15 protein-coding genes are annotated in these 18,978 nt (G+C 71.8%); 2 read left to right on the top strand and 13 right to left on the bottom strand.

What is annotated here, in order from left to right; genetic code table 11:
• Positions 1 to 18: 18 nt before the first annotated feature.
• From ABZ128_RS08975 to ABZ128_RS08935, 9 genes are all read right to left on the bottom strand, one after another.
• Positions 19 to 1,620 carry a glycosyltransferase family 2 protein gene (locus ABZ128_RS08975; RefSeq protein WP_356847025.1) on the bottom strand — a complete coding sequence of 534 codons (1,602 nt, stop codon included), beginning with the start codon at positions 1,618 to 1,620 and terminating at the stop codon, positions 19 to 21.
• Positions 1,617 to 2,438, bottom strand: a complete 822-nt coding sequence (locus tag ABZ128_RS08970) for an Ig-like domain-containing protein (protein WP_356847023.1) — start codon at positions 2,436 to 2,438, stop codon at positions 1,617 to 1,619. The genes ABZ128_RS08975 and ABZ128_RS08970 overlap by 4 nt, the downstream gene beginning before the upstream one ends.
• On the bottom strand, positions 2,435 to 3,253 hold the full coding sequence (locus tag ABZ128_RS08965) for a rhamnogalacturonan acetylesterase (protein WP_356847022.1): 819 nt from the start codon (positions 3,251 to 3,253) through the stop codon (positions 2,435 to 2,437). The genes ABZ128_RS08970 and ABZ128_RS08965 overlap by 4 nt, the downstream gene beginning before the upstream one ends.
• A 1-nt stretch (position 3,254) precedes the next feature.
• Positions 3,255 to 4,760 carry a bifunctional cytidylyltransferase/SDR family oxidoreductase gene (locus tag ABZ128_RS08960; RefSeq protein WP_356847021.1) on the bottom strand — a complete coding sequence of 502 codons (1,506 nt, stop codon included), beginning with the start codon at positions 4,758 to 4,760 and terminating at the stop codon, positions 3,255 to 3,257.
• 69 nt (positions 4,761 to 4,829) lie between these two features.
• Positions 4,830 to 6,824, bottom strand: a complete 1,995-nt coding sequence (locus tag ABZ128_RS08955; RefSeq protein WP_356847019.1) for a hypothetical protein — start codon at positions 6,822 to 6,824, stop codon at positions 4,830 to 4,832.
• Between the two features lie 162 nt (positions 6,825 to 6,986).
• Positions 6,987 to 8,048, bottom strand: coding sequence for a signaling protein (locus tag ABZ128_RS08950; protein WP_356847017.1), 1,062 nt, complete (start codon positions 8,046 to 8,048; stop codon positions 6,987 to 6,989).
• A 98-nt stretch (positions 8,049 to 8,146) separates the two neighbouring features.
• Entirely contained in the window at positions 8,147 to 10,276 is a 2,130-nt protein-coding gene (locus tag ABZ128_RS08945; RefSeq protein WP_356847016.1) for a 3-hydroxyacyl-CoA dehydrogenase NAD-binding domain-containing protein, read from the bottom strand.
• Positions 10,273 to 11,499: an acetyl-CoA C-acyltransferase gene (locus ABZ128_RS08940; RefSeq protein ID WP_356847014.1), complete on the bottom strand. Its 1,227-nt coding sequence runs from the start codon at positions 11,497 to 11,499 to the stop codon at positions 10,273 to 10,275. The genes ABZ128_RS08945 and ABZ128_RS08940 overlap by 4 nt, the downstream gene beginning before the upstream one ends.
• Before the next feature lie 262 nt (positions 11,500 to 11,761).
• The gene (locus ABZ128_RS08935) at positions 11,762 to 13,033 is read right to left on the bottom strand and encodes a ribonuclease D (protein ID WP_356847013.1); all 1,272 of its coding nucleotides are present in this window, start codon (positions 13,031 to 13,033) and stop codon (positions 11,762 to 11,764) included.
• Between the two features lie 235 nt (positions 13,034 to 13,268).
• Here ABZ128_RS08935 and ABZ128_RS08930 point away from each other — a divergent pair, with 235 nt between their 5' ends.
• A complete protein-coding gene (locus ABZ128_RS08930; protein WP_356847012.1) occupies positions 13,269 to 13,463 on the top strand; it encodes a hypothetical protein in 195 nt (64 codons plus the stop codon).
• Positions 13,464 to 13,637: 174 nt separating this feature from the next.
• Here the strand turns inward: ABZ128_RS08930 and ABZ128_RS08925 are convergent, their stop codons facing one another.
• Both ABZ128_RS08925 and ABZ128_RS08920 read right to left on the bottom strand, forming a co-directional pair.
• Positions 13,638 to 14,300 (bottom strand): response regulator transcription factor, encoded by a 663-nt coding sequence (locus ABZ128_RS08925; RefSeq protein WP_356847010.1) that lies wholly within the window; start codon positions 14,298 to 14,300, stop codon positions 13,638 to 13,640.
• Positions 14,301 to 14,594: 294 nt separating this feature from the next.
• Positions 14,595 to 15,251 (bottom strand): DUF3000 domain-containing protein, encoded by a 657-nt coding sequence (locus tag ABZ128_RS08920; protein WP_356847009.1) that lies wholly within the window; start codon positions 15,249 to 15,251, stop codon positions 14,595 to 14,597.
• Positions 15,252 to 15,342: 91 nt separating this feature from the next.
• Here ABZ128_RS08920 and hemE point away from each other — a divergent pair, with 91 nt between their 5' ends.
• Entirely contained in the window at positions 15,343 to 16,407 is a 1,065-nt protein-coding gene (hemE, locus tag ABZ128_RS08915) for a uroporphyrinogen decarboxylase (RefSeq protein WP_356847008.1), read from the top strand.
• Between the two features lie 49 nt (positions 16,408 to 16,456).
• Here hemE and ABZ128_RS08910 read toward each other — a convergent pair whose 3' ends face one another.
• Both ABZ128_RS08910 and ABZ128_RS08905 read right to left on the bottom strand, forming a co-directional pair.
• The gene (locus tag ABZ128_RS08910) at positions 16,457 to 17,842 is read right to left on the bottom strand and encodes an FAD-dependent oxidoreductase (RefSeq protein WP_356847007.1); all 1,386 of its coding nucleotides are present in this window, start codon (positions 17,840 to 17,842) and stop codon (positions 16,457 to 16,459) included.
• 70 nt (positions 17,843 to 17,912) lie between these two features.
• Complete coding sequence (locus tag ABZ128_RS08905) at positions 17,913 to 18,884, bottom strand: DUF4349 domain-containing protein (RefSeq protein WP_356847006.1); 972 nt, start codon at positions 18,882 to 18,884, stop codon at positions 17,913 to 17,915.
• Between the last annotated feature and the right edge of the window lie 94 nt (positions 18,885 to 18,978).

Here is an 18,978-nt window from a genome sequence, read left to right as displayed (position 1 = left end):
TCTGCGGACGACGGGCGGTCAGGCGTGCGGCGGCAGCGGCATGCGCTGGGCCACCTCGATGGTGAGCCCGCCGGACTCCGTGTAGTACGGGGTGGCCGCCAGCTCCATGCCCTGCGCACCGGGCGCGGCCGCGATCCGCACCGGCATCCGGGCGGTGGTGTCGAGATCGGCGGAGCGCCGCGGGCCGAGCCGCACCTCCTGCGTCACGCCCTCGAAGCCGACCGCGAGGTGCAGGTCCCAGGTGCCCGGGGGAAGGGGCCAGCCGCTGGAGGTCTGCGCGAGGTTGACCCGGCAGGAGAAGCGGCCCATCGCCCGGGGCCTGCCCTTGGCATTGGTCAGGGTGTCGTCCCGGCGGGCCGTTACCGGATAGCTCTCCTGCGCGCCGCTCGTGCGCTCGCGCATCACCACGCGGGTGGCGCGGTCTTTCGTCGACAGCTGCTCGAAGAAGGCGAAGCCCTCCAGCAGGAGCATCGGCCCGTCCCAGCGGGCCTTCTCCAGCCGATGGGTGACCGTCATGTCACCGGTGATGTCGAACAGCTCGTCCGGCAGGGCCACCTGCGGGTCGCGGAAGAACGGCAGCGTCGTGAACACCCGGCCGTTCTCCACCGTCTTGCGGACGGCCGGCCGGTCCTTGTCCGCCTCGAAGGAGGCCATCTGCTGCGCCTCGGCGAAGCGGCCCTGCAGCAGCAGGGCGTAACGCACGGCCAGCATCCGCGGCAGCAGGGCCAGCGCCCCCGGCGAGGCCTGGGTGCGCAGCACTTCGGCCGCGCCCCACAGGGCCTGGTCCCGCTCCGCCGCGTCCGCGGCGGACAGCAGGGCAGCCGCGGTCGCCTTGCCGAGCTCCACCTCCAGGTGGCGGGACTGGAGCTTGTCCCGGCGCGGGCCCTCGGGAAGCTGCGAGGCGATCAGGGCCAGCATCCGGGAGGCGAGGGCGACCCGGTCCGGCAGCGTCGCGCGCTCCGCCGGCGGGGCGCCCTTGACCAGGCAGGTCGCGTCGCCGACGACGGAGACGTTGTCCGCCCCGATGAAGGCGGCGGCGGTGAACGCCTGGTCGTCGCCGATCGTCATGTCCGTCGGGAAGCTCAGCCCGCGGCGCTGCAGCAGGCTGGTGCGGAAGAGCTTGTCGGGCGTCAGCGACCAGTAGACCCGGGAGGAGTACAGGTCCGCGTAGGCCTGGTTCTTGCGGAACATCGAGGTCGCGACCGTGTGCCGGCCCGAGCTCTCCGGCTTCCCGAGCACGACGTCGGCCTCGTACGCGTCGGCGGCCGTGACCATCCGCTCCAGCGCGTCGGGCGCCAGCCGGTCCGTGGCCTCCAGGAAGATGACGTACCGGCCGCGCACCTGGCTCAGCGCCCAGTTGCGGGCCGCCGCCGGGCTGAGCCCGTGCGACACCTGGCCCGCCCGGACGAACGAGGGGTACTGGTGCGCCGCGCGGGCCAGCACGGACCCGCTCTCGTCGGTCGAGCCGTCGTCGACACCGATGATCTCCAGCCGGTCCGTGCCGATGGACTGCACGAGGACGGAGGCCAGACAGGCGTCGAGCGCGGCGGCCTGGTTGCAGACCCGGACGGCGACCGTCACGTCCTTGACGTCGGTGGCGCCGACGACGGCGGTGTTCATGATCTCGGGATCCTCATCGGTTCTGCGGGGCGGCCGGGGCGGGGCCACGGCATCTCCCCGGTGAGCTCGGGCCATTGCCAGGGGCGCGGCGCGCTGTCCGCGGGATGCTGCGGGAAGGCGCCCGGGATGTGTTCCAGGGAGCCCACGAAGACGTTCACGTGCGAGGTCAGCTTGGCGGACGCCGCCGTGCCCACCGTGTACGTGAACCGGTCGTAGCCGGTGAAGCCGGAGGCGGGCACGTACGTGGCCCAGCCGTCCTGCGACAGCTCCGCCCGGCCGCTGCGCGGCTGCGTCACCGAGATGGCGGTGCTTCCCGCCGGGGCCGCCGACAGCACGTTCACCGTGCCCGGCCGGCCCGGTTCGGTCACGAGGCGCAGGCCGCGGGCGCCGGGCGGCCGCAGCGGCAGGGGCTCGGCGGCGAGTTTTCCCGTGCGCACGAGCTTGCGGCCCGAGGCGTCCGGGATGCCCACGAGGATCCGGGGCCGGATGCTGCGTGCGGTCACCGAGTCGCCGACCCGCAGGTGCAGCAACCCCGTCGTCTGCTCCCCGGCGTCCGCGCGGAGCCGGAACCAGCGCTGCCGGGGGAAGTACTCCAGCCCCTGCACGCCGACGATCTCGCCGACGGCGGTCAGCGGTTCCTCCGTCAGGTACGCGCAGCCGCGCGCGGCGCCCTGATCGGGAGCCACCGACAGGCCGAACTGGACGGTTTCACCCGGGGACGCGCCGCGCCGCGGGTCGGCCGAGGTGTACAGGGCCGCGTAGACGGCACCGAGAGAAGGGGTGTCGCCGACGGCCTGTCCCCGGCGGAGGAGGTTCACGCGGTGGACTCCTTGGGTACTGCGGGCTCGGACACCCGGGACTTCGTACGGTGCGCGAACGTCTCCTCGTCCAGCCAGCCCATCTCCTCGTACGAGAACCGGCGGCGGTCGAGGTCGCGGACCCACTGGGAGGGGATGACGCCCTGCTCGGCCAGGCTCCGGGCGACGAACCGGGCGCACTCGACCGCGCCCTCCGCCCGCAGGTGCACGTTGTCGCCGTCCTGGACGTCCTCCAGGAGCGGCTCGCCCGGCCGCAGATACGTGAAGACGAGCTTGGACGACTCCGGCCCGAGCTCCTCCCACCACTGCAGGCTCTGGCCGTACAGGTCGATGACGGGCACGTGTTCGTCCTCCGCCAGCTGCCGGGCGGCGAGCGGGTAGTCGCCCAGGAAACGGGCGATGTTGCCGTGGGCGTCCATGCGGCGCCGCTCGTACGGCAGCAGGATCACCGGATGGGCCTGCCGCTCCCGCGCCCCGTGCACGAAGGCGGCCATGTGCTCCTGGAAGGTGGAGAACGGCTTGGTGTGCAGCCCGGGGTCGGTCTTCCAGTCGATCTGGCCGAAGCCGAACAGCAGGTAGTCGCCGGGTTCCAGCTGGTCGAGGATCCACTGGAGCCGCCCGCGCTCGCGGAAGCTCTTCGAGCTCGCCCGGGCGCGGGCGCAGTTGACCACCTCGACCGCATCGGTGAGGAAGAGCGGCAGCGTCTGCGCCCAGCCGGCCATCGGCAGGTAGCTGTACGGCCGGGTGACCGCCTCGGAGTCGCCGGCCACGAAGATCCTCCGCGGCCGGTGCTGCTGCCCGGGTGCGTACGTCACGCTAGACCCCCTGGTCCTCCGTGGTCTGGATCAGCACGGACGCCAGGGCCGCCTCGAAGCCGGAGCGCTGCGCCGGCGTCGTGGTCGGGTCCTGCTTGCGCACGTCGATCACGTGGCCGGTCATGTCCGAGACGAGGACGTCCAGGGAGGTCAGGGCCACCGACTCGGAGGTCAGCAGCGAGGAGGAGGGCTCCTGGCCGAACGCCTTGGTGCGCATCGGGGTCGCGGTGCGCTCCGGGTTGACGCAGTTGACCCGGATGCCGTCCTCGGCCCACTCGTCGGCGAGTGCCTGCGTCAGGTTGACCATGGCCGCCTTGGTCGAGGAGTAGAGGCTGTACTCGGCGCGGCCGCGGGTGTAGCTGCTGGAGGTGAACAGCAGCAGCTGGCCCCGGGTCTCGCTCAGGTACTTGTACGAGGTCCGGGCGATGTTCACGGGAGCGAGGTAGTTGACCTCCAGCGCCTCGCGGATCGTGTCGTTGTCGGTTTCGTCGAGGCGGCCGACGCGCAGCACGCCCGCGGTGTTGACCACGTAGTCGATCCGGCCGGTTTCGGCGTAGGCCCGGGCGAGGGCCTCCTCGACGTGGTCGAGGTTCTCCACGTGTGTGCCGGTCGAGGAGCGGCCCAGGGCGAAGACGCGCGCCCCGAAGCCCTCGGCGATGCGCGAGATGTCGGCGCCGATGCCGTACGAGCCGCCGAAGACCACCATCGTCTTGCCGGCCAGCTGCTCGCGGTAGGCCTGCTCGCCGGCCTGGGCGGGCGCGGCGTGGGAGGCGAGCTGGAACAGCTTGTCGGCGATGAACACGTCGACCGGCTGGGTGACCTTCATGTTGTAGTCGTCGCCGGTGACCACGTGGACCGGCACGTCGGGCAGGTACTTGACGACCACCGAGCAGTCGTCGGTGGCCTGGAAGAAGGGGTCCGCGGCCGCCCGGTCGTAGGCGGCGCGGATGGTGGACAGGCGGAAGCCCTGCGGGGTCTGGCCGCGGCGCAGCCGGGAGCGGTCGGGCACCTCGGTGATGAACTCGCCGTCGTCCCCGTGGGTGCGGGTCACGATGACGGTGTCGGAGGACGGGATGGCGACGTCGACGGCCTGGTAGCGCTCCAGGGACTCCACGCATTCGCGGACGACGCGCTGGGAGAGCAGCGGGCGCACCGCGTCGTGGAAGAGGAGGTTGCAGTCCTCCCCTTCGGCGAGGCCCGAGGCCGCGGCGCCGATGGCGATCCGGGTGGTCTCGCTGCGGGTGGAACCGCCGGCGAGGACCTGCGTGACCTTGCCCAGGCGGGCCCGCTCGACGATGCGCCGCGCGTCCTCCACGTAGGCGGGCGTCATGAGGAGGATCACCTCGTCGACGTCGGGGGCGTTCTCGAAGACGTGCAGCGTGTGCTCCAGGATCGGCTTGCCGGCGATCTTGATGAGCTGCTTGGGGATTTCGAGCCCGATGCGCTGACCGGTGCCCCCGGCGAGAACGACGGCGATGGTGCGACGGGGGGCAGGTCTGGAGGACACGGGCTCCTACTTCCTGGGTGGGGATGCGGCACGGCGGGTGGACGGCGGGGTGGGGACGGTGCGACGCGGTCACACGGAGTGGGGGATGTGCTCCGGGTATTCGATGGGGAAGTCGCGCAGCCCCCGCCGGTAGAGGTTGTTCGCGGCCGCGTTGAAGCGGACGATGCTGGGCGGGTACTCCTCGCCGAGGAGGTATTCCTTGAGCTGTTCGCGGTAGGGCGCCATGACGTCCTCGCGCGGGTTCAGCGTCGCCTCGATGGCCTCGGCCAGACCGTTGCAGTCGCCGTCGAGCAGGTAGGAGGCGTACGCCGTCCGCTGCTCGTTGCGGAACTGGTCGTCCGGAAGCCCGTCGAGGTTGAAGATGGCGTACGGCTTCAGCGTCGCGACGAAGTCGGAGACGACGCTGGACATGTCGCCGATGAGCAGGTCGGACTGGTTGAAGCAGTCGTAGAGGGCCGGGATCCGGTCGGTGACCACGTGGTGCGCGGAGTCGGGCAGGGCGCTCCAGTACAGGGCGCCGGCCTGGTTGCGGCTGCGCCGGATGCGCGCGGTCCGCTCCTCCTCGGTGAGGTCGGGGTACTTGGACCGGACGCCGCGCTCGGAGAGTTCGGCGATGCGCTTGTCGATCCGCGCGAGCTTCTTGGCAGCGGCCTTGGAGTCGGTGAGGTTGCGGCCGAAACGCCGCGCGTTGTCCTCTTCCAGGAGGGCGATGACGCGGCGGTGGGCGGCGGCGGCCTCGGCGGAGCGCGAGCCGGTGAGGGGGTGCGGCTTGTAGATGATGCGGATCTCGCGCTCGTAGTCGAGCAGCGCCTTGATCAGTTTTTCGCCGGCCGGGATGACCGAGGTGTAGCAGGCGTCGTCGGTCCAGCCCTCCCAGGTGGGGGCGTAGATGACGGTCGGGACGGGGCCCGCGACCTTGCCGGTCCAGCGGTGCAGGGGCATCAGCTGGGGGCGGCCGACCTCGACGATCTGGTGGTGGGAGACGGCGTGCTTGATGCGCTCGTAGCGGTCGCGGCCGGCCCGGCCGGCCACCCAGATCTCGTCGAACACCTTGCTGACGCGGTTGCTGCTGGCGAGTTTGTCGCTGTCGCCGTGGCCGATGAACACGTGCTTGACCTCGGCACGCTGAAGCATGTGCACGTTTTTGCCCGCATTGCCCGGATAGAGGGCGACGCGGAGTTCCGGCATTTCGATACGCGCCAGATTGTCGGCTTTGGGAATGCAGATGACGGGAACGGAGGTCGCGTCCAGGTAGCGCAGGGTGGCCCGCTCGCGCAGCACGATGATGGGCCGCAGTTCGAGCGCCTCCAGCGACTCCAGCCACATGTTGACCTGGTACATGAAGTCTTTGGAGATGGCCGCGAAGGTGAAGTAGAGCGCGACCTGGGGGCGGTATTCGGCCAGCTGGTGGTTGAGCTCGTCGATGGCCTCGTCGGTGGTGGGCAGCTTGAGCGCGTTGCGCGCGTCGGGCACCAGCACCAGCAGGGAGAAGTAGGCGAGGAAGACGGTGGTGATCATGCCGTACGTGACGTAGCGCCAGTCGTCCGTCGCGATGGTGGCGAGGGACCCGGCCACCAGCGGGATGTCCAGGTGCAGCGTCTTGCGGACGTGCTTGTTCATCAGGAACGGGTGCGGCATGCGGCGGATGCCGAGGGCCTCCAGGTCCAGCCCGCGCGTGGTGAAGGGCAGTTCGTTGCGCATCTTGCGGACGTGCTTGAGCAGCGCGCCGTACGCGAGCTGGAGGATGAACAGCAGGAGCAGGCCGATGGTGGTCATCTGGGCCACGAACGACTCGATGTCCGAAACGGCACCGCACAGACCCAGCAGCAGGAACTGGCGGATCAGGAAGCGCATGGTGAGGCCGAAGCGCGAATCGCGCAGCCGCTCCAGGGTCGTCGACTCGGTGTTGTGGAGCATCAGGTCGGCGATGTAGCTGAGAGCGGCGCAGCCCGCGAACAGGGGGAGGGAGACGAACGCGACGGCGACCAGCATGCCCAGGAAGCTGAGGATGAGCCCCGAGGTGATCAGAACGCCGAGCACGGCGCGCAGCCGCTTGGAGCCCATGGTGCGGTGCCTCCCCCATGGAGGTATAAGAATCGCGTGAAGTGTCGCAGTAGTATAAGCAGCCTTGTGGACGGCTCTAGAACGCCGGGTGAACCGCAGCCCAATGATTAACGGCTTCGCGGCACGGAATATGTGACCTTCACCGCTCCGTCTCCGGAGCCCTCAGGAGGTGTACTGATACAGCGCCAGCTCGCGCCGGTCCTTCGCCTTCACGGAAAATCCGACGCACAAAGCAGCCCGTGACCCGGCCCGTCTGACCGCGATTCCCTCCGGCTCCCGGAAGGGCAGATCCGGGGCGATCGTCACACGGTGGCGCCCCTGCGCCTCCCCGGTGCGCACGTCGATCACAGTGACATGGGTGTTTCCACCGGACTTCGGCGGATTGTCCCCCTTGTTACCGGTATACGGGCCGCCGGTCAGCACGTAGACGTAGTCCCCGTACAGGGCGCACCCCTGGAACCACTCCTGCTCCTTGACCTGTACGCCGGCCTTGACGACCTGCGCGGCGACGAAGCGCTCGTCCAGGAAATCCTGCATCCCGTATACGGCGAACCGGTGCAGGCCCTCCTCCTCGTGGCTCACCAGCACCCGTTCACCGGCCAGGTCGAGGGCGGGGGATACGGCCGAGGCGCCGGGGAGCGGCTCGAAATGCCGCACCGAGGGGTCGGAACTGTCCAGGACCGAGCCGTCCTTGAAGGGCACCCGGACCACCGAGCGGCCGTAGCCGCTCTCGGTGTCCGCGTTCCCCTCCACCCATATGTACGTGCGCTGGCCGGTCGGCTCCACGCCGAAGGAAATGCCGTGCCCGAAACCGCGCAGATACATATGCCCGAGCGTTTCACCGGAACTGCTCAGCCGGGTCAGGCACATATCGCCGGCACCCTTGCGGTCGCCCCCACCCGCCGGCTCTTCCTCGTCGTCGAGGCGGATACCGTCCTGCACCGTCTGCAGCGTGTAGACCTGCCCGTTCGTGTCGTCGAACGCGAAGGACTGCGGGCCCGTCGTATTGAAGAGCGGGGTCGGGGCCAGCAGCCGTGCGCCGGTCCGCATGTCGAAGTCGCCGGCCACCGGCTGGGTGCTCTCCGGCTCGCGAGGGCCGTCCTGCTCGCCGGGACCCGGCCGCAGGGCCCAGGTCAGACCGCCGGTGGTGGTGAGCCCGGCGGCCACCGCGCCGCCCGCGAACAGCAGGGTCCGGCGGCTGAAAGGTCTCTTCCCATCCGCCATGACCCGTATTCTGCCAGCTCGGACGGGCTGTCCCGCGGCCGCCCCCGGAACGGCGGAAGCCCGCCCCCGAAGGGACGGGCTTCCGCGGCGCACCGCGACTAGGCGGGGACGCTCGCCACACCCGGGGCGAGGAACTTCTTGCCGTTCACCCGCTCCGAGACGCCCTCGCGGTCCAGGTACGGCGTGATGCCGCCCAGGTGGAAGGGCCAGCCGGCGCCCGTGATGAGGCAGAGGTCGATGTCCTGGGCCTCGGCCACGACACCCTCCTCCAGCATCAGGCCGATCTCCTGCGCCACCGCGTCGAGGACGCGCATCCGCACCTGCTCCTCGGTCAGGACCGAGTCGCCCTGCACCAGGAGGGCGGCGACCTCGGGGTCCAGCTCCGGCTTGCCGGAGTCGTAGACGTAGAAGCCGCGCTTGCCCGCCTTGACGACGGCCGCGAGGTTCGGGGACACCGTGAAGCGCTCCGGGAAGGCGCGGTTCAGGGTCTCGGAGACGTGCAGGCCGATCGCCGGGCCGACGAGCTCCAGCAGCACCAGCGGGGACATCGGCAGACCGAGCGGCTCGATGGCCTTCTCCGCGGTCTCGACCGGGGTGCCCTCGTCGATGACGTTCTGGATCTCGCCCATGAAGCGGGTCAGGATGCGGTTCACGACGAACGCCGGGGCGTCCTTGGTGAGGACCGCGGTCTTCTTCAGCTTCTTGGCGACACCGAAGGCCGTGGCCAGGGAGGCGTCGTCGGTCTGCTCACCGCGGACGATCTCCAGCAGCGGGAGGATCGCGACCGGGTTGAAGAAGTGGAAGCCGACCACGCGCTCCGGGTGCTGAAGCTTGGAGGCCATCTCCGACACCGAAAGCGAGGAGGTGTTGGTGGCGAGGATCGCGTGCGCCGGGGCGACCGCCTCGACCTCCGCGAACACCTTCTGCTTGACGGACATCTCCTCGAACACGGCCTCGATGATGAAGTCCGCGTCCGCGAAGCCCTCGGCCTTGTCGAGCACACCCGTCACCAGGGCGGTCAGGCGGTTGGCCTTGTCCTGGTTGATGCGGCCCTTGCCGAGCAGCTTCTGGATCTCGGCGTGGACGTAGCCCACACCCTTGTCCACGCGCTCCTGGTCGATGTCGGTGAGGACCACCGGCACCTCCAGGCGGCGCAGGAACAGCAGCGCCAGCTGCGAGGCCATCAGACCCGCGCCGACCACGCCGACCTTGGTGACCGGACGGGCCAGGGACTTGTCCGGGGCACCGGCCGGGCGCTTGGCGCGCTTCTGGACCAGGTTGAAGGCGTAGATGCCCGAGCGCAGCTCGCCGCCCATGATGAGGTCGGCCAGGGCCGTGTCCTCGGCGTCGAAGCCGGCCTGCAGGTCGCCGTCCTTGGCCGCGGCGATGATGTCCAGCGCCCGGTAGGCGGCCGGAGCGGCGCCGTGCACCTTGGAGTCCGCGATGAAACGGCCCTTGGCGACGGCCGCGTCCCAGGCCTCGCCGCGGTCGATCTCGGCGCGGACGACCTCGGTCGTGCCGTTCAGGACGTTCGCGGTCCACAGGAGCGACTGCTCCAGGAAGTCCGCGCCCTCGAACAGCGCGTCCGCGATGCCCAGGTCGAAGACCTGCTTGCCGCGCAGCTGCTTGTTCTGGTTGAGCGAGTTCTCGATGATCACCGAGACCGCGCGCTCGGCGCCGATCAGGTTCGGCAGGATGGCGCAGCCGCCCCAGCCGGGAACCAGGCCGAGGAAGACCTCGGGGAGCGAGAAGGCCGGGATGGCCTTCGAGACGGTGCGGTAGGTGCAGTGCAGACCGACCTCGACACCGCCGCCCATCGCCGCGCCGTTGTAGTAGGCGAAGGTCGGGACCGCCAGCGCGGAAAGGCGCTTGAAGACGTCGTGGCCGCCCTTGCCGATGGCGAGCGCCTCGTCGTGCTTCTTCAGCAGCTCGACACCCTTGAGGTCGGCGCCGACCGCGAAGATGAACGGCTTGCCGGTGATGCCCGCACCGACGATGGAGCCGGCCAGGGCCTCCTGCTCGACCTGGTCGATCGCCGCGTTCAGGTTGGCGAGGGACTGCGGGCCGAAGGTCGTCGGCTTGGTGTGGTCGAAGCCGTTGTCCAGCGTGATGAGCGCGAAGCGCCCGGCGCCGAAGGGCAGGTCCAGGTGGCGCACGTGCGCCGAGGTCACGACCTCGTCCGGGAACAGCTCGGCCGCGCCCTTGAGGAGCTCAGTGGTGGTGCTCACTTGGCGTCTCCCTCGGAGGTGAAGTGCGGGTTCTCCCAGATGACCGTGGCGCCCATGCCGAAGCCGACGCACATGGTGGTCAGGCCGTAGCGGACGTGCGGCTGCTCCTCGAACTGGCGGGCCAGCTGCGTCATCAGGCGGACGCCGGAGGAGGCGAGCGGGTGGCCGAAGGCGATGGCGCCGCCGTACTGGTTCACGCGGGCGTCGTCGTCGGCGATGCCGTAGTGCTCCAGGAAGGCGAGCACCTGGACCGCGAAGGCCTCGTTGATCTCGAACAGGCCGATGTCCTCGATGGACAGGCCCGCCTGGGCGAGGGCCTTCTCGGTGGCCGGGATCGGGCCGTAGCCCATGACCTCCGGCTCCACGCCGGCGAAGGCGTAGGAGACGAGGCGCATCTTGACCGGGAGGTTGTTCTCCCGGGCGAAGTCCTCGGACGCGATGATCGCGGCGGTGGCGCCGTCGTTGAGACCGGCGGCGTTGCCCGCGGTGACCCGGCCGTGCGTACGGAACGGGGTCTTCAGGTTCGCCAGGTTCTCCAGCGTGGTGCCCGGGCGCATCGGCTCGTCGGAGGTGACCAGGCCCCAGCCCGTCTCACCCGCCGCCTCGTTGGTGTTGCGCACCGAGATCGGGACCAGGTCCTGCTGGATCTTGCCGTCGGCGTACGCCTTGGCGGCCTTCTCCTGCGAGCGCACGGCGTACTCGTCGGCGCGGAGCTTGGTGATCGTCGGGTACCGGTCGTGCAGGTTCTCGGCGGTCATGCCCATGAAGAGGGCGGACTCGTCGACCAGCTTCTCGGAGACGAAGCGCGGGTTCGGGTCTACGCCCTCGCCCATGGGGTGGCGCCCCATGTGCTCGACACCGCCGGCGAGGGCGACGTCGTACGCACCGAAGGCCACACCGCCGGCGACGGCGGTGACGGCGGTCAGCGCGCCGGCGCACATGCGGTCGATCGAGTAGCCCGGGACGGACTGGGGGAGGCCCGCGAGGATGCCGGCCGTGCGGCCCAGCGTCAGACCCTGGTCGCCGATCTGCGTGGTCGCTGCGATGGCGACCTCGTCGATCTTCTTGGGGTCCAGGTCCGGGTTGCGGCGCAGCAGCTCCCGGATCGCCTTCACGACGAGGTCGTCGGCGCGGGTCTCGTGGTAGATGCCCTTCGGGCCCGCCTTGCCGAACGGGGTGCGGACGCCGTCGACGAAGACGACGTCCCTGACGGTACGAGGCACGTTGGCTCTCCTCCAGGTGCGGGATGGCACTGCTGCGCGTGGACGCCGCTCACTGAGCGGGCGCTCACCCGGCCCATGCTACTTGCGAGTAACCCATGTGGACACCCCTCACGGCGGGAGCGGCGAAGGTCACACTGCCACGCGGGTCCGCGCCGGGTCCGCTGCCTCCGGCGGGAGCCTGCCGGCCCTCGACCGCGCCCCGGCTCCGGGCGCGCAGAAGCCCCCGGCCGGGCGGCCGGGGGCTTCACGGGGTGCGGCAGGGTCAGGCGGTGGTCCTGAGGGCCGCGGTCAGCGCGGCCGCCACCTGTTCGACCTGCCAGGGGCGGGCGCCGTAGCCGGCCAGGGCCTGGGCCACCGCGTCCTCCTCCAGCCGCTGCGGCGGCTCCCAGCACAGCCGGCGCACGGTGTCCGGGGTGATCAGGTTCTCCTGGGGCAGGTTCAGCCCCTCGGCCAGCGCCGAGACCGCGGCGCGCGCCGCGGACAGCCGGGCCGCGGCGGCCGGGTCCTTGTCGGCCCACGAGCGCGGCGGCGGCGGCCCCGCCGGAGTGGCCCCCGGCTGCGGCAGCTGGTTCTCGGGCAGCGCCTTCGCCCGGTCCACCGCGGCCATCCACTGGTCCAGCTGGCGCCGCCCCATCCGCTGGCCGTAGCCGGGCAGGGCCGACAGCGCGTGCACGTTCGCCGGCAGCGCGAGCGCGGCCTCGACGATCGCCGCGTCCCCCAGCACCTTGCCGGGCGACACGTCACGGCGCTGCGCGATCCGGTCCCGCGACTCCCACAGCTCCCGTACGACCGCCATCTGCCGGCGGCGGCGCACCTTGTGCATGCCGGAGGTACGGCGCCAGGGGTCCTTGCGGGGCGGGGCGGGCGGGGCGGCCGCGATGGCGTCGAACTCCTGCCGGGCCCATTCCAGCTTGCCCTGCCGCTCCAGCTCCTTCTCCAGCGCGTCGCGCAGGTCCACCAGGAGCTCCACGTCGAGCGCGGCATAGCGCAGCCACGGCTCGGGCAGCGGGCGGGTCGACCAGTCGACCGCCGAGTGGCCCTTCTCCAGGGCGTAGCCGAGCACGCTCTCGACCATCGCGCCCAGTCCGACCCGCGGGAAGCCGGCGAGGCGGCCGGCCAGCTCGGTGTCGAACAGGGAGGTGGGCACCATGCCTATTTCGCGCAGGCACGGCAGGTCCTGGGTGGCGGCGTGCAGGATCCACTCGGTGCCGGACAGGGCCTCGCCCAGGGCGGAGAGGTCGGGGCAGCCCACCGGGTCGATCAGCGCGGAGCCCGCGCCTTCACGGCGCAGCTGCACCAGGTAGGCGCGCTGGCCGTAGCGGTACCCCGAGGCGCGCTCGGCATCGACGGCCACGGGGCCGGTCCCCGCGGCGAAGGCCGCGACCACCCGGGCGAGGGCCTCCTCGTCGGCGACCACCGGGGGGATCCCCTCGCGGGGTTCCAGCAAGGGAATCGGCGCCTTCTCGACGTCGTCCGGGGGGCCGCCCCCGGTGGTGGTGCGCAGGTCTGCTGCGGTCTCTTGGGCGTCGGTCACCGCTCAAGGGTATCCGCCCACGCGACCGCCTGACCTGCGCCTTCGTGCAACGGAGGGCCTGACCTGCGAAAACGCTCCTCAGCACGCCCGGACGCAGCGCGGCGATCGCGCCAACGGGTGTCCTGTATGTGCTCTCCGGGCCGGAAACCGGGGCATCCCGCCCACGTTCCGCGGGCTTCGGCCCCACGCATCACGCGCGCCGCATCGCACAATGGAGCTGTACTCCCGAAAGCCCGTGATCACCATGACACTCGACATCGAACGCGTGGCACAGTCCATCGCCCGCATGGACCGCGACGACCTCGCGAACCTGGCCGACGTGCTCCCCGCCCTGAAGTGGGACGTTCCCGAGGGCAGCGACACCCGGGCCCGGGCCGAGATCCTGCTCAGCCAGGTCGTCGAGGCCCAGGAGGCCTACGAACGGGGCTGAGGGCAGGCCGTCGGGGCGGCCCTCTCACCGGGACTTCCCTGCCCCGGAGCCACCCCTCCCCGGGAAACACCCCGCGCCCGTCGCCGGAACGTTCCGTCGACGGGCGCGCAGGGGACGTGCGGACGGCTCCGGAACTGCTCCGGTCCTCGCCCGCCCGGCGGCTGCCGGGCAGGGTCAGTGGATGATCCCGGTCCGCAGGGCGACGGCGACCATCCCGGCCCGGTCCCCGGTGCCCAGCTTGCGGGCGATCCGGGCGAGGTGGGACTTGACGGTCAGGGCGGACAGGCCCATCGAGACGCCGATGGCCTTGTTGGACTGGCCCTCGGCGACGAGGCGCAGGACCTCGACCTCGCGGCCGGAGAGCTCGCGGTAGCCGCCCGGGTGGCTCGGGGCACCCGGGGGGCGGCGGTGCATGCGGGCGGCGGCAGCGCCGATGGGGGCGGCGCCGGGCCGGGTGGGGAGCCCGATGTTGGTCCGCGTACCGGTGACGACGTAGCCCTTCACCCCGCCCGCGAGGGCGTTGCGCACGGCGCCGATGTCGTCGGCGGCGGACAGGGCCAGGCCGTTCGGCCAGCCCGCGGCGCGGGTCTCGGAGAGCAGGGTGAGACCGGAACCGTCGGGCAGGTGTACGTCGGCCACGCAGATGTCGCGCGGGTTGCCGACGCGGGGGCGGGCCTCCGCGATGGACGAAGCCTCGATGACGTCACGTACTCCGAGGGCCCACAGGTGGCGGGTCACGGTGGAACGGACGCGAGGGTCGGCCACGACAACCATGGCCGTCGGCTTGTTCGGGCGGTAGGCGACCAGGCTTGCGGGCTGCTCAAGGAGAACGGACACCTAGGCCTCCTGGGGGAGTGGCGGGACGGCCGGCTGGGGGAAGGAAGCCGGTGCGAACCGTGCGGATGGTCACTGACTCCTTCGGCACGTCACCCGCCCGGCTTTAGGGAATGATCACGATTTGGTGAGTAACAATTCGGGCAATTCGGACGGGTGATCGATCATCAGGTGATCAGAAGCCCGCACCGCGCGCCCGGATCTGACCTCTCGTCACCCTCACTCGATCGGCCGTTCTAGCCCCGCCCGGGCCGGCCGCCCCGTGTCGCCCGCAGCCGCCGCCGCGCGCAGGCCTGCCTAGGGGTGGTGCGGACCGCGACGCTGCGGCAGCGAGACGACGCCCGTGCCCGAGTCCGTCGGCCCGACCGGCGGCAGCCCCGCGATCTGGCACAGCAGCTCGCACCACGCCGACAGGTGCGCCGGGGTGTCCGGCACCCCGCCCACCCCCTCGCGCGGGGTCCACGAGGCCCTGATCTCGATCTGCGTGGCCGGCCGCCGCTCCGCGAGCCCCCCGAAGGAGTGCGAGCTCGCCATGGTCACGGTCCCGCCCGCCTCCCCGTACCCGAGCCCGCGCGCCTCCAGCGCCCCGGTCAGCCAGGACCAGCACACCTCCGGGAGCAGCGGGTCCGCGGCCATCTCCGGCTCCAGTTCCGCCCGTACGAGGGTCACCAGCCGGAAGGTCCCGTGCCAGGCCTCGTGCCCGGCCGGGTCGTGGAGCAGGATCAACCGGCCGTCGGCCAGGTCGTCCTCCCCGTCCACGACCGCGGCCTCCAGGGCGTAGGCGTACGGCGCCAGCCGCTGGGGCGGTCTCGTCGGGTCGATCTCGATGCCCGGCCGCAGCCGCGCCTTCTTCAAGCCGTCGACCGCCCGCCGGAACGGGAGCGGGACGGAGCTCTCCTTCGCGCTGTCCGTACCCTCGGCGCCATCTGAAAATCGTCCCTGAGCCGCAGCCATGCGGGGAAGACTAGGCGGAACGAGCGCCCCTGCGGCGCAGGGACACCCGCGCCGGGTCGGGCACTTCTTCATACGTGCGAAGATTTGCGGCGTGAGCGCCAACGACCGCCCCACGGGCCAGCCGAGTCAGACGTACGATTCCGCCTTCCTGAAGGCGTGCCGCCGGGAACCGGTGCCGCACACGCCGGTGTGGTTCATGCGGCAGGCCGGGCGCTCCCTCCCCGAGTACCGCAAGGTGCGCGAGGGGACCCAGATGCTGGAGTCGTGCATGCGGCCCGACCTGGTCACCGAGATCACGCTGCAGCCCGTGCGGCGCCACAAGGTGGACGCGGCGATCTTCTTCTCCGACATCGTCGTCCCGCTCAAGGCCATCGGCATCGACCTGGACATCAAGCCGGGCATCGGCCCGGTCGTCGCCCAGCCGATCCGCCGCCGCGAGGACCTCGCACAGCTGCGCGACCTGACCCCCGAGGACGTCTCGTACGTCACCGAGGCCATCGGCATGCTCACGGGTGAACTGGGCTCCACGCCGTTGATCGGTTTCGCAGGTGCACCTTTCACCCTCGCGAGCTACCTGGTCGAGGGCGGACCGTCGCGCAACCACGAGCACACCAAGGCCCTCATGTACGGCGACCCGCAGCTGTGGGCCGACCTGCTGGACCGCCTCGCCGAGATCACCTCGGCCTTCCTGAAGGTCCAGATCGAGGCGGGCGCCTCGGCGGTGCAGCTCTTCGACTCGTGGGTCGGGGCACTGGCCCCGGCCGACTACCGCCGCTCGGTCATGCCGGCCTCGGCGAAGGTCTTCGAGTCGGTCGCCTCGTACGGCGTCCCGCGCATCCACTTCGGCGTGGGCACGGGCGAGCTGCTGGGCCTGATGGGCGAGGCGGGCGCGGACGTCGTCGGCGTCGACTGGCGCATCCCGCTGGACGAGGCGGCGCGCCGGGTCGGCCCCGGCAAGGCGCTCCAGGGCAACCTGGACCCGGCGGTGCTCTTCTCCACGCCGGAGGCGATCGAGGCCAAGACCCGCGAGGTCCTGGACGCCGCCGCCTCCCTGGAGGGCCACGTCTTCAACCTGGGCCACGGCGTCCTGCCCACGACGAACCCGGACGCCCTGACCCGCCTCGTGGACCTCGTCCACACGCAGACGGCCCGCTAGCGGGCCTTGGCCACCGGCTCTTGACGACGGCCCCCGGCCCGGGCCGTCGTCAGGACCCGGCCGTGCGGACCGCCGCCACCGCCTTGCGCGCGGCCACCAGGACGGGGTCCCAGACCGGGGAGAACGGCGGGGCGTAGCCCAGGTCCAGGCTGACCACCTGTTCCACCGTCATGCCCGCCGTCAGGGCGACCGCCGCGATGTCCACGCGCTTCGCGGAGCCCGCACCGCCGACGATCTGGACCCCCAGCAGCCGGCCCGTACGACGCTCCGCCAGCATCTTCACGGCCATGTCCGCGGCCGTGGGGTAGTACCCCGCCGTCGTCGTCGAGCCGATCGTCGCCGTCACGAAGCGCAGTCCCGCGGCGAGCGCGTCCTTCTCCCGCAGCCCGGTCCGGGCGATCTCCAGGTCGCAGACCTTGCTCACCGCCGTCCCGACCACCCCCGGGAAGGTCGCGTAGCCGCCGCCCACCCCCGCGCCGATGACCTGGCCGTGCTTGTTCGCGTGCGTGCCCAGGGGGATGTGGCGCATCCGGCCCGAGATGAGGTCCAGCACCTCCACGCAGTCGCCGCCCGACCAGATGTTCTCGTACCCGCGGACCCGCATCGACAGGTCGGTGAGCACCCCGCCCGACTCCCCGAGCGGCAGGCCCGCCGCCCGGGCCAGCGCAGTGCGGGGCTCCACGCCGATGCCGAGGACCACCACGTCCGCCGGGTACTCCTCGCCCGACTCGGTCGCCACCGCCCGGACCCGGCCCTCCTCGTCCGTGAGGATCTTCGTCACCTCGGCGCGGGAGACCGTGCGGATGCCCATGCGGTTCATCGCGGTGTGCACCAGGCGGCCCATGTCGGGGTCCAGGGTGGCCATCGGCTGCTCGCCGCGGTGCAGGACCGTGACCTCGTACCCCCGCCCGACCAGGGCCTCCGCCATCTCCACCCCGATGTAGCCCGCCCCGACGACGACCGCCCTGCGGCCCTCGGTGCGCTCCAGGGTGTCCATCAGGCGCTGGCCGTCGTCCAGCGTCTGCACGCCGTGCACCCCGTGCGCACCGATCCCGGGCAGCCGGGGACGCACCGGGCGGGCGCCGGTGGCCAGCACGAGCTTGTCGTAGCCCGTCCAGGACTCGGCCCCCGAATCCAGGTCGCGCGACCGGACCCGGCTCCCGTCGAGGTCGAGCTCCACCACCTCCGTGCGGGTGCGCAGGTCGATGTGCCGGGCGCGGTGCTCCTCGGGGGTCCGTGCGATCAGGTCGTCCCGCTCGGTGACCCGGCCGCCGATCCAGTACGGGATCCCGCACGCGGAGTACGAGGTGAAGTGGCCCCGCTCGAAGGCGACGATCTCCAGCTCCGCGGGGTCCTTCAGCCGCCGGGCCTGTGACGCGGCGGACATCCCCGCCGCGTCACCGCCCACCACCACCAGTCGTTCCGTCGCCGCCATCACCCGCACCGTCCTCCACCGCCGCCGTCACCACCGTCTCCTGGGGAACACGCTACGGGGCCATGGGTGTTCAGTCCGGAACGTGCTCCGATTCCGTCGGGTCCGTCTCCGGCCGGGCCGGGCGCAGCCGCCGCAGGCCCCGCCACGCCAGGGCCGCCAGCGCCGCCGCCACCGCGAACGGCGCCGCGGCGGCGAGCGCCAGCACCAGGTAGCGCAGGAGCGTCGCCAAGACGTTCCAGCCGCCGCGCAGTGCGTCCGAGACCGACGGCGGGGCGTCCTTCTCCGCCCGCGGTGCGGCCGCGGGTTCGGTGACCTCCACCGTGATCGTGCCCAGCGAGGTCCGGTCCTTCAGCGCCGTCTGCTGCGCCAGCAGGGACTCCAGGTCCGACTGGCGCTTGCTCAGCTCGTTCTCCAGCATGACCACGTCGGCGAGGGCCGAAGCCTTCTCCATCATGTCCCGCACCCGTGCCACGCTCGCCTGCTGCGACCTGAGCCGGCTGTCGACGTCGGCCACCTTCTCCGTCACGTCCTGCGCCTCGACCTTGCGGCTGAGCAGCCTGCCGCTGCCCTCCAGGGCGCCGAGCACCGCGTCGAAGCGCTCGCCGGGCACCCGCAGGGTCACCGTCGAGGTCATCAGACCGTCCTTGCCGCGCCGGGTGGACTCGTTGCCCACGTAGCCGCCGGCGCCTTCGGCAGCCGTGCGGGCCGCGGCCAGGGCCTTCGGCGCGTCGGCCGTCTCGATCGCGAGGGTGGCCGTACGGATGACGTGCGGGCGGACGGCGGGCGGCTGCTGCGGATTCCCGGCGGCATCGGCGGCCGAGGGAGCGGCGGCGCCCGCGCCCGGCCCCGCCGCCGCCTCGGCCCCCGGCTTGCCCTGCGCGGGGCCGGCGGCGGCCCGGGAATCCTTGGCCGGGGACGGCCCGGCCTCCCCGTCCCCGGCCCCGCAACCGGTCAGGGCGAGCGCGCCCGCCAGGCAGAGGGCGGCCAGGGCGGCCGCTCCGCGCAGGTGGTGCGGACCGTGTCCGTGCGCTGTGTGGTGCATGCGTCCCCCCGGGATCGGCGTATGTGCCGGTTCGACGTACGGACTCCTGCCGCGGGTTGCGCCCCCGCGGTCCCGAGCAGGTCCCGATGCGGTC

The organism is Streptomyces sp. NPDC006326 (assembly GCF_040612915.1).
In the GTDB taxonomy this organism is placed as follows: Bacteria; Actinomycetota; Actinomycetes; order Streptomycetales; family Streptomycetaceae; genus Streptomyces.
Note: the sequence above shows the minus strand (reverse complement) of the source record. Positions and strands in the feature narration are given on the sequence as shown.

Coding starts and splice junctions, on each gene's coding strand:
- ABZ128_RS08975 (WP_356847025.1), bottom strand. CDS start 1,620: ATGAACACCGCCGTCGTCGGCGCCACCGACGTCAAGGACGTGACGGTC.
- ABZ128_RS08955 (WP_356847019.1), bottom strand. CDS start 6,824: ATGGGCTCCAAGCGGCTGCGCGCCGTGCTCGGCGTTCTGATCACCTCG.
- ABZ128_RS08950 (WP_356847017.1), bottom strand. CDS start 8,048: ATGGCGGATGGGAAGAGACCTTTCAGCCGCCGGACCCTGCTGTTCGCG.
- ABZ128_RS08920 (WP_356847009.1), bottom strand. CDS start 15,251: ATGGCTGCGGCTCAGGGACGATTTTCAGATGGCGCCGAGGGTACGGAC.
- ABZ128_RS08910 (WP_356847007.1), bottom strand. CDS start 17,842: ATGGCGGCGACGGAACGACTGGTGGTGGTGGGCGGTGACGCGGCGGGG.
- ABZ128_RS08905 (WP_356847006.1), bottom strand. CDS start 18,884: ATGCACCACACAGCGCACGGACACGGTCCGCACCACCTGCGCGGAGCG.